At 46.1% G+C, this 10,185-nt stretch carries 8 protein-coding genes; 4 read left to right on the forward strand and 4 right to left on the reverse strand.

Annotated features, from left to right (window positions below; genetic code table 11):
- Positions 1-98: 98 nt before the first annotated feature.
- A complete protein-coding gene (locus tag LAY57_RS33645) occupies positions 99-1,094 on the reverse strand; it encodes a phosphate/phosphite/phosphonate ABC transporter substrate-binding protein (RefSeq protein WP_249071546.1) in 996 nt (331 codons plus the stop codon).
- Positions 1,095-1,541: 447 nt separating this feature from the next.
- Positions 1,542-1,787, reverse strand: coding sequence for a photosystem I iron-sulfur center protein PsaC (gene psaC / locus LAY57_RS33650; RefSeq protein ID WP_013320503.1), 246 nt, complete (start codon positions 1,785-1,787; stop codon positions 1,542-1,544).
- 759 nt (positions 1,788-2,546) lie between these two features.
- Between psaC and LAY57_RS33655 the strand changes: the two genes are divergently transcribed.
- From LAY57_RS33655 to LAY57_RS33670, 4 genes are all read left to right on the forward strand, one after another.
- The gene (locus tag LAY57_RS33655; protein WP_249071547.1) at positions 2,547-4,637 is read left to right on the forward strand and encodes a calcium-binding protein; all 2,091 of its coding nucleotides are present in this window, start codon (positions 2,547-2,549) and stop codon (positions 4,635-4,637) included.
- A gap of 201 nt (positions 4,638-4,838) precedes the next feature.
- Positions 4,839-6,017, forward strand: coding sequence for a M20 family metallopeptidase (locus LAY57_RS33660; RefSeq protein WP_249071548.1), 1,179 nt, complete (start codon positions 4,839-4,841; stop codon positions 6,015-6,017).
- Positions 6,018-6,262: 245 nt separating this feature from the next.
- Positions 6,263-6,517, forward strand: a complete 255-nt coding sequence (locus LAY57_RS33665; protein WP_249071549.1) for a hypothetical protein — start codon at positions 6,263-6,265, stop codon at positions 6,515-6,517.
- 390 nt (positions 6,518-6,907) lie between these two features.
- Positions 6,908-7,258, forward strand: coding sequence for a hypothetical protein (locus LAY57_RS33670; protein ID WP_249071550.1), 351 nt, complete (start codon positions 6,908-6,910; stop codon positions 7,256-7,258).
- An 81-nt stretch (positions 7,259-7,339) separates the two neighbouring features.
- On the opposite strand, the gene LAY57_RS33675 is transcribed toward LAY57_RS33670, so the two are convergent.
- Positions 7,340-8,611: a HEAT repeat domain-containing protein gene (locus LAY57_RS33675; protein WP_338022545.1), complete on the reverse strand. Its 1,272-nt coding sequence runs from the start codon at positions 8,609-8,611 to the stop codon at positions 7,340-7,342.
- 169 nt (positions 8,612-8,780) lie between these two features.
- Positions 8,781-9,602: a hypothetical protein gene (locus LAY57_RS33680; protein WP_249071551.1), complete on the reverse strand. Its 822-nt coding sequence runs from the start codon at positions 9,600-9,602 to the stop codon at positions 8,781-8,783.
- Positions 9,603-10,185: the final 583 nt, after the last annotated feature.

Genomic DNA, 10,185 nt, shown 5'->3' on the forward strand with positions numbered 1-10,185 from the left:
AGTTGTCAGTTGTCAGTTGTCAGTTGTCATTAATTATTTTTTGACTTTTGACTTTTGACTTTTGACTTTTGACTTTTGACTTTTGACTTTTGACTTTCCTATAGTTCTATACCGGCACGTTGTAGGGCTTCTCGCATCGGCTGTAAGTGCCGTGTATGGTCAATTTTCACCAATTCGGTGGAATTATATAAATCCCGCAGCAGTTGATTATTCGCTGGCTCATTTAACTTGAGCATCGCGTTGATAATTCTCTCCCGCATAGCAACCGGAACGTCATCATCGATCGCAACGCCGTGGGCGGGTACGTTATTGATTCCATAAAGAACCCGCAACTTTCTGCCTTCTTCCTCTGTGATATACGGAGGCTTCAGAGCATATTCTGACACAGCTGCGACATCAGCTTGCCCCCGCAGGACTGCTTGCAAGGCTCCGCTGTAGTTGTTGCCGTAGCTGATTTGACCGAAGAAACCGTTTAGGCGATCGCGGTTTGGCACCAACTGCAATTTCACCAACTCGCCGACTGGGAAAATAAAACCAGACCCAGAAGTCGGAGAAGTAAACGCCATTCTCTTACCTCTCAATTGTTGCAGTGTCTGAGGCGTGGAGCCGCTTCTTAGCGAACTGTTGCTGGGTACGACAAAAACAGAGCGATACGTATATCTGCCAGAATAATTGGGACGCACTTCAGCTAAGTACAAACGAGAGTTTGCCAATTGCTCTGCTTTTAAAGCCGGACGACTGCTTAAGAACGCAACATCTGCTCGGTTCGCTCTCAGTGCTTCTACAGCTGCTGTCTCATCTGCTACCGTAGCATCTACCGGCATTCCGATCTCGCGAGATAGAAACTGGGCGATGGCATTTGCTTTTGTTTGCAAGTCTGTGGAGTCGCCGCGACCAGGGAGAACTATTGCCAGACGAGTTGGAGCTGCTTGGGCTAGAGGCTCTTGCACCCCATGACTGGAAGTGTGGTGCGCCCAAGCCTGTGGCATTTTGTCAAGAGCCGCAACAGTCGCACTTGTCAGCGCTACCAAAACAGCCGCCGCACCGAGTAAATTTTTCTTCTTCAAACGCATAATCATCTTTATTATTGCCATTACGAAAGGACTGCCAGTGTTTATAGATAAAAAATGGCAACAAGCACTTTATAGAGTTTTATACCTTTGCAAGTAAAAGTCAATAACTTTTGCCAAAATAAGTCAATAAGGAAGGACTTAGGCGATCGAGAAACAAAAAGGGCAAATGGCTGAAGCTCAAGCAGAGTTGAACTTCAGCCGATCTTTAGAACTCGCCAAAAAAGGGGGCAAATTACTCCCTTTTTAACTAAAGGTAAGATCTTGCACTATTCTCAACAAGATCCGACAACCGGGTTTTTAGACGAAAAATCTAGGCTTTCAGCTACGGGCTGTGGTAAGAAACAAAAGTTATAACGCTGGTGCCAGATCTGAGTTAAAACAATGCTGAGTACCGAGTAACGAGCAAAGAGTCAACTTCACTCAGCACCCAGCACTCAGCATTCAGCACTTAAGACTGAAATAGGCCGCTTAGTAAGCCAAGCCCATACTGCGAGTCGTTTCGGCTCCCAGGTAAACCCGGATGCTCAAAAAGTCTGTGGGACAAGCAGTTTCGCACCGCTTGCAGCCAACGCAGTCTTGTGTGCGAGGGGATGAGGCAATTTGGGCTGCTTTGCAGCCATCCCAAGGAACCATCTCCAGCACGTCAGTCGGGCAAGCGCGGACGCATTGAGTGCAGCCAATGCAGGTATCGTAGATTTTTACGGAATGAGACATGGAATAAAGACTCCAAATGAAGGCTCAAGAACTGGAATATCTGCAAAATGCAGATTTGAACGATAAGCTTCTCAGGATCAAGGCTTAGTTTACCTCAGCGCTTTCCGCCACTCCTGCAAAAGTCCGCAAAACTTCAAAGAATGTAATACACTGGCTTGGGCCATTGGCGATCGAAAGCCTTGCCTTCCGGTTAGTCAAATCTGCCAAACCGTTGTGATTGCTGGTGCTATAGCCACAGATTGCAGATGTTAGGACAGTATTAAGCTATTTCCCGTAAAGAAGCGACTGTGTTTGTAGGGCTGACCTTACACTCAAGCAGCCCGATCGGGCCTTCTGGGCCGCTGCTTTAAGATTTTTACTTAAAATTTAAAATTGCCACACCCTGCGATCGCATAAACTTAATCTTTTTGAGGTTATGCTGCATCCAGCCCAGCTAACCCCTGAAAGTGAAAATTGTCAGGTTAGCCACAGCATCAAAACCCACCTTTTTTTGTATCTATCTAAAGGTAGATATTATTTCTTAGTGCAAATCTTTACTGACTTACTAAGGGATATTACTGAGTGGAAACCGACTCGCAGGAATGGCTGGTATGTTTCCCACAGAGACAGTTAAAGACATCATACCAGTTATAAAAATTTATTTTTTTGGTTGGGAACCTAGTCTTTTAAAACACAGTCAAGCAGGGTAACGTATATATTCTTCTGTACTTAATGGGAAGATAAAACGTTGTCCATAATTCTTTGCGGGAGAGAGATTGTATGTCTTTAAGCGTGAAAGACGTTTTTGACGAGAAGTACTACCAGAAAAAGTACAAGAAAGATATTGACAAAGCGGTCAAAGAAGGCAAAGCCAAAGATGCCAAAGACCACTACGAAAAAATTGGCAAGTTCGAGGATTTAAATCCCTGCGAAGCGATCGATGTCACCAAATACCGCCAAGGAAATACAGATGTTGACGAGGCGGTCAAAGGTGGCAAGCTTGGTGCTACGATCGATCACATACTGGGGATCGGCGACAGAGAGGGTCGCGGCACAGGTACTGATTACTTCAATGTCAAAGGGTATGCGGATGTTAACCTCGATGTAAAGGACGCAGCCTCTAAAGGTGAAATCGGTTATTTTGAACACGCCCTGAAGTATGGTTCCAAAGAGAAGGGTCGCAATCTCGGTGGTGGTGCCTTCGACAGCCAGTCTTACGCGAAGAATGACAAGGTAAAGAAGGCGATCGAGAACGGGGAAGTCTCCAGCTCTTTGCAGTACTACATTACAAAAGGCGCATCGGATGGCGACAGCCCGAACCCCTACTTCGATCAAGAGGAGTACCTAAAGCTGAATGAAGATATCGCGGAAGGCTTTGAAAAGGGGACAATTACCAATGTCTTCCAGCACTGGAATCTGTACGGAATTAAAGAAAATCGTCAGTTCAACTCCCTGATCGACGTTAATTTGTACCTAGAACAGAATAAGGATATCGCTCCTGGGGTGAAAAGCGGCGAATTCTCTGTCTACGAGCATATAACTACCTATGGCTTCAAAGAGGATCGTGTATTCAGTAAGAACTTTGACCTCAAACTTTACAAGGAACTGAATTCAGAGGTAGGAGACTCGCTCGACAAGGGTGAATATGAGAATGCGTTCGAGCAGTATCTCCAGGAAGGTAAGGCTAAAGGTTACATTGCATCAACCGACTTCCCAGGTGCGACTGACGCAGATAGTTTGATTAAGATCGCCCTTAAAGATGGTGCCTCCGGTGGAAAAGATGGCAAACAGGTAATCATAGCCACTGATGAAGATGCAGTCATCAAAGGTGATCAGGGTGCAGGCGTCCTGATCGGTGGTGAAGGCGACAACCTGATAATTGGTGGAAAATCCGATGATGTCCTCATAGGAGGAGAAAAGAAGAACTACCTATCTGGTGGTGCTGGTAACGACGTCCTCTACGGTGGATCTGGCGAATCTATCCTCTTTGGCGGTGACGGAGATGATGTTTTGATCGGCGGTAAGAAGGATACTGTCATTTATGCCGGTAATGGTAAGGATACCCTCGTTGGCGGTAGTGGCGATGACACATTTGTCTTTACTTACACTCCGAAGAGTAGCAAGGGCACCGACACCATGAGCGGCGGCGGTGATGACGACGATGACGATGATGATGATGATGACGACGACGACACCATGACAGGTGGGTCTGGCTCCGACACCATGAAGGGTGGCTCCGGCACCGATTCCATGACAGGTGGGTCTGGCTCCGACACCATGAAGGGTGGCTCCGGCACCGACTCCATGAGTGGTGGCACTGGCACCGATACCATGAAGGGTGGCTCCGGCACCGACTCCATGAGTGGTGGCACTGGCACCGATACCATGACAGGTAGCGACACCATGACTGGTGGCAGCGACACCATGAAGGGTGGTATGTACTACATCTACAACTTCGACGCGAAGAAAGATGTGATACGAGCAGCCGATTTTGGTTATGGCGATTCAGACGAGTTGTTAGACTCGATTACCAAGAGCGGTCAAGCCCAGAATGGCAACTACTATTCCATACTTGAATTGAACGATGATTACATGGTGACCATCTTTAGCGATGGTAAGCTGACCGCAGATAATTGTCTGGTCGGTACGGGCGATCTTCCTTCCTCAAGGATGAGTTCTAAGATCGCGGAAGGAGATACTCTGTCTATCGGTAAGATTAAGGGTCTGCCTCCCGGACTCCAAATGCAGCTTGACAAGGGAATGCGTTCTCCCGATGAGCTTCCTGCCCCATTTGCTCCCGAAGAACCTGCCCCACTTTCTGGCGGCGCAATGGCTCCAGGCGGAATGGGCGGAATGACTCCCATGATGTAACACTCCTCAAAGTCTTTGAGAGTGTATCCCTGAAGCCAGAAAATTTCAGGGATTTCTACAGGGACAATAGGCGAATTTAGGCGATAGGTCATTTGACCTGCTAAGCGATCGCACCTTTATCCAAAACTGGTGCGATCGCTTTTTGTTTTCACGGTTAATATTTGTAAACAACTTCGATAAATTAATCAAGCCAAATCATTCATGCTTACCCAAATCAAAAACCTAGCCACCAAACTAGCGCCACGCCTGATTGAAATTCGCCGCCATATCCACTCTCACCCAGAATTAAGCGGCCAAGAACACCAGACAGCCGCATTCGTAGCCGGAGTTTTGTCTTCCTGCGGTTTGCACGTCCAAGAAGCAGTCGGTAAAACCGGCGTTATTGGAGAACTGGAAGGTAAGAATAAAGATACTGGATTGTTGGCAATTCGGACGGATATGGACGCCCTACCAATTCAGGAACGCACCTGCCTCGACTACGCTTCTCGATCTGCCGGAATCATGCACGCCTGCGGTCACGATGTCCACACAACCGTCGGTTTAGGCACAGCAATGGTTCTTGCCGAGTTGGGAGAACACTTCGACGGTAATGTTCGTTTCCTGTTTCAGCCAGCGGAAGAAATTGCCCAAGGAGCCAACTGGATGGTGGAAGATGGGGCAATGGAAAATGTACGAGCCGTTCTAGGGGTTCACGTTTACCCTTCTATTGTGGGGGGATCGGTGGGTATCCGCTATGGAGCTTTAACAGCAGCTGCGGACGATGTGGAGATCGTAATTATTGGTGAATCGGGTCACGGTGCTAGACCTCACGAAGCGATCGATGCTATTTGGATTGCGGCTCAAGTAATTACTAATCTCCAGCAAGCAATTAGCCGCACCCAAAATCCCCTGCGGCCTGTCGTGCTAAGTATTGGTAAAATATCTGGTGGACGAGCGCCTAATGTGATTGCTGACCAAGTGAAAATGCTGGGAACTGTGCGTAGTCTCCACCCAGAAACCCGTAGCGCCCTACCCAACTGGATCGAAAAAATCGTGGCGAATGTCTGTCAGACTTACGGTGCTAGCTATGAATTGAACTACAGGCAGGGAGTCCCAGGAGTCCAAAATGACCCTGTACTGAGCCAGCTGCTAGAAACGGCAGCCAGAGAAGCTTGGGGGACCGATCGCGTTCTGATCTTACCCGAACCCTCTCTGGGAGCCGAAGACTTTTCCCGTTATTTGGAATATGCACCCGGAGCCATGTTTCGTCTCGGAGTCGGGTTTAAAGAGAAACAAAACTACCCCCTACACCATCCCCAGTTTGAAGTCGATGAATCTGCGATCGTTACTGGAGTCGTCACTCTCGCTTATGCTGCTTACAAATACTGGCACTATAGTTAATTAAAAATTAAAATATTTATTTTTGCCCATGTACAGCAACCGCCAAGGCTCTTAGGACAACTCCAGCTTTTACCTCTCACCTTCCATCCCTTACTCCGTAACCTTCTTCCCTCTTCCCTCTTCCCTCTTTCCTAGTCCCTAGCCCCTAGCCCCTAGCCCCTAGCTATAACTCCTTAGAAGGATGTAAGTTAGCCCCTATATTATTAAGATGATGGTAATCAAAAAAAGGAGAAATATTTAAGTCTATGGCATCACCTACACCACTTCTGGGTACAGACTTAATCGACTGTGCCAAAGCCAATGCCAAACAAGGAATTGAAACCGCCGCTCATCTGTGTGGCTATGGTAAAGATCTTAGTAATTTCCAACAACAACTAAAGCAAGCCTGCGATAATATTGGCGTAGAAATTCACGAATTGAGTGACCTGATTACAGATCAGCAGCTAGTAAAAGAAGCAGGGGGAATTGAAATTGCTCCTGATACGGCAACAGAACTTTAAAAAAATGGCTATTCCTTATTTACTATGCTATTTCATCCGGTGAGTAGATGAGCAGAGGAATAAAAATGTTATTTTTTTGAACAAAAGCACAACAACTCCTCATAGCCGACTGTAAGCGCAGAATTGGCCGCAACAAGTCTGTCTGTGTTTGGGGGTTGGTTGAAGTTTGCCTAAAATTAGGTTAAGTTAAGATAATTGGTGTGTGCTTTGGTTCTAAATATCTCAATAAGCGAATGGAAACTACTGATTGGCAGAATTTAATAGCAGTGAGTCTAGCAATCGCGCTTATAATAGGGGCGTTTTTGATGATGTTCACCAACGTTTGGACTACCAAAAAAAAGAAATAAAGTCAATTATCACTTCTTCAAATGTCCAATACAACTGGTGTTTATGTTTGAATTCCATACCTTGTCAGAGTTTTCACGCGCCCACTGCATCGGCATTTGTGCGTTTCTGGTGCCAGCCAACTTGCTCTTGACTTTGCATACACTCATCCTGACAGTACTGGGCCGTCCGCAAGAGCAGATAGTTCGAGCCGCTGGAATTGCCTGCATCCCTGCACTATTGATGGTTCTTCACGTCTTTACTTGGTGGGCGATCGGCGTGGTAATGGCTCCTACCTACATCTTGCTGTGCCTGGGTAGCGTCTGTCTAGCCATTAGCATCTGGTCTTTAGCTCATCCGACAAGTATAAATCGATTGCTGAACTCCTTGCGGTCAAAAGCATCGATCGCCGAGTGATAAAGTTGAGCCATCGCTTCTTCACCTTGTAAGCGGACACTTTCCACAAAGCTAAACATTTGAGCCACCAGTTGCTAAAATCTAAAATTCCTGTAGGGCGATCGCAATTCCTTGTTTGAGTTCCGGCATGAGATTGTTGTCCGCTGCGATATGGTGTAATTTTGCTCTAGCACTGGGGAATTTTTTAAGGGCAGAGGTGGCGTGCAGCCTTACTCCCAAATCAGGATCTGCCAGCAGCTCGATCAGAAGATCTATAGCTTCAGGATTCTTAAGCTGCCCCAAACTAACTGCCATTGCTTGTTTTACGGTGGGATGTTGAGCCGCCTGATGCTGGGATTTCAAAGCGTCGATTAAAATTCCAGCAGCTTGAAGTGCTAAATCCGGCTGTTCCACTCGCCCCAAAACTGTCACTATTTCCTGATATATAGCTACCGGCTCAAAGCTAAGTGCTTGTTGCAAATATGCTAAAGCCTTTGGTGTCTCAATCCAGCCTAAAGAACGGACACATTGCAGTTGTAAGGATATTGGTATGTTTGGCTTTAGCAATGTTTGAAATAGCTCATCGGCGGCGGCATCAGTTCCCAGACGTCCCAGGGTACTTGCAGCAGCAGCACAAACTTCCAGGTTTAAGTCCGAAAGCAGGGGTACGATTTGGTTGACGAGATCCAATTCTTCCAGTAAGTCAGCTCGTACACCTAAACCGATCGCAGCTTCCCGTCTAACTGGCGCAGCGAAGTCCTTCAAAGCCTGTAGCAGTACGGGGGGTATGCGGGGATCGTGGAAACTGGTGAGCGCTTCAATAGCAGCCGCACGCACCGACTCTTGCTTGTCGTGGACGACGCCTAAGAGGGGCGTAATTATTTCCGAACGGCGGATATGGGAAAGCGATCGCACTGCTAATAGCCGCGTCTCTTCCTCTGCTAACAAATCCGTCAAAGCTGCAACGGCAGATTGACCCAAATTAGCCAAGGCTTCGGCGGCGATCGCACTTAATTCTTCACTTTCGGAGGTTTCCACGATTTCGACTAAAGCATTAATTACTTCTGGGCGATCGAATCCTCCCAGTATCCGCGCCACGAACCAGCGCAATTCCTCTTCTGCTTCTTCGTCTGACAAGATAGAAATCAGAGGAGCTATCGCCTCATTTCCCAAGTTGGGAAACACCTTTGCCACATCCCAGCGTTCTTGAAAATCCCCCGCTTCCAGAATTTCTAAGGCCCAATTTAGCACCTGTTTGCGATCGATCGCTGCCAAATTTTCACTCTCTATAAGCCCCCGGAGGTATTGATTTAGCAATGCCCAGTTTTCTTGTTCTGCTGCAATAGTGGCCTCTTCTACAACCTTCAACATCATCAATTTAGCTTCCCCTTCGACTTAAGCTCAACATCTTCCTAAGTTATTTAATTATCCAAAAAATCCGCTTATGAGTGGTCAAACATCCGTATTTATCTGCGGTTAAAACCGACGAGTGAATGCAATTATCAAACTATTGCATTGCACCGGAGCGTCAATTAGGAACTTTTTAAGTGCAAGGCGCACTATATTTAAGGATATATTTCTTACCCCCAAGATTAACACCCATAAACATAAGATAGTCATTTCCAGGTTCTTTAGGATGGTTTTCTATCCTTTCACCTTCTCCTTGCAAGTTAACATCACTCCGAGCCTTAAATTGGACTTTTCCATCTTCTGATAATTCTAAAACTAGAGCATCAAGTTGCTCCTCATAAATTGCCAAATAAAGTTTCGTACCATCAGCAGAGATACCTTCTGGTACGGTTTGATATGGCAACTGCCACGTTCGCAAAACCTTCTTCATCGTTTCATCTACCAACGCCGCTTCATCTAAACCAAAATCTGCTGGTCGCTTTAGTTGATAGCGTTTACCTTCTGACATTACAACCATTTCTTGTTGTGTCACTTGAAGGATGGGAATTTGCGATAAACATTCACCGCAGGCTCCAGCCCCAGGATTGCGGCTGATAAATCTAAGGGTGATATTTCCCCCTACTAGCTGCGTCATCGCGTGCGAGTAGGTAATTGTTGAAGGTAACGTAATTTGTCTCAATCGCTCAAGACCAATAATTTCACAAACGTCAAACTCGTAATCGAATCCTTTTTCCGCTAGTAATTTATTGGCGTATGCAGCTAATTCTCTGGGAGAGATGTTAAGCTGGTTTTTGATTTTATTACTTACAACATCAAGAATATTTGAAGGGCGTATTATCGGAGCTTGATTTTGCTCTGCTGTCGCCACTAAAGAGATGCTTGGGGAATAATTTAGCGTCAGAGCAATAAATGTGATGCTCCACAGCAGTAATGGATTAATCTTTTTTCTCAACACTGTCGTTCCTCTGCTCTGACTTACATTTACCCAAGCTGCCTAATGGCTCAAATCAGCGGTGGTTAGTATCCCCTCCAATTTCAGATAGTAGCCAGCTCATGCCTTAATATATGAGGATGTACTGGGAAACGCAGACTCGTCAGTTCCCCGCCTTGGTCAAGTTAGTGGCTTACCAGGTTCTTACACTCTGGGCGATCGCATTATAACCCACATTCCGCACCCTCAACTGTCACACATCAACAAAAAAGGATGGAATAGTACGAATGAACTAATTAGAAACCAGAATAAGGAGACTTAATAATAATAAGTAGCGTTAAGCTGAAGAAGCGAGTAGAAAAGAAAATTTTGCGATCGAGACAGCAGAATAGGAGAACAAGGAAACAAAAAAAGAGTTTAAAAAAAATTTATTACCACAAAAGAAGTGGGAAAATAGCCAGTGCAGGATGGCGGAAATAACTCACCACTAAAAATTGCCAATGATTGCTCTGGAAATCTTGATTTTTACCACTGACCACTGACAACTGACCACTGACAACTGACCACTGACAACTGACCACTGACAACTGACCACTGACAACTGACC

This window comes from Argonema antarcticum A004/B2, from assembly GCF_023333585.1.
GTDB classification, from domain to species: Bacteria; Cyanobacteriota; Cyanobacteriia; order Cyanobacteriales; family Aerosakkonemataceae; genus Argonema; species Argonema antarcticum.

Coding starts and splice junctions, on each gene's coding strand:
- LAY57_RS33645 (WP_249071546.1), bottom strand. CDS start 1,094: ATGGCAATAATAAAGATGATTATGCGTTTGAAGAAGAAAAATTTACTC.
- psaC (WP_013320503.1), bottom strand. CDS start 1,787: ATGTCTCATTCCGTAAAAATCTACGATACCTGCATTGGCTGCACTCAA.
- LAY57_RS33655 (WP_249071547.1), top strand. CDS start 2,547: ATGTCTTTAAGCGTGAAAGACGTTTTTGACGAGAAGTACTACCAGAAA.
- LAY57_RS33660 (WP_249071548.1), top strand. CDS start 4,839: ATGCTTACCCAAATCAAAAACCTAGCCACCAAACTAGCGCCACGCCTG.
- LAY57_RS33665 (WP_249071549.1), top strand. CDS start 6,263: ATGGCATCACCTACACCACTTCTGGGTACAGACTTAATCGACTGTGCC.
- LAY57_RS33670 (WP_249071550.1), top strand. CDS start 6,908: ATGTTTGAATTCCATACCTTGTCAGAGTTTTCACGCGCCCACTGCATC.
- LAY57_RS33675 (WP_338022545.1), bottom strand. CDS start 8,611: ATGATGTTGAAGGTTGTAGAAGAGGCCACTATTGCAGCAGAACAAGAA.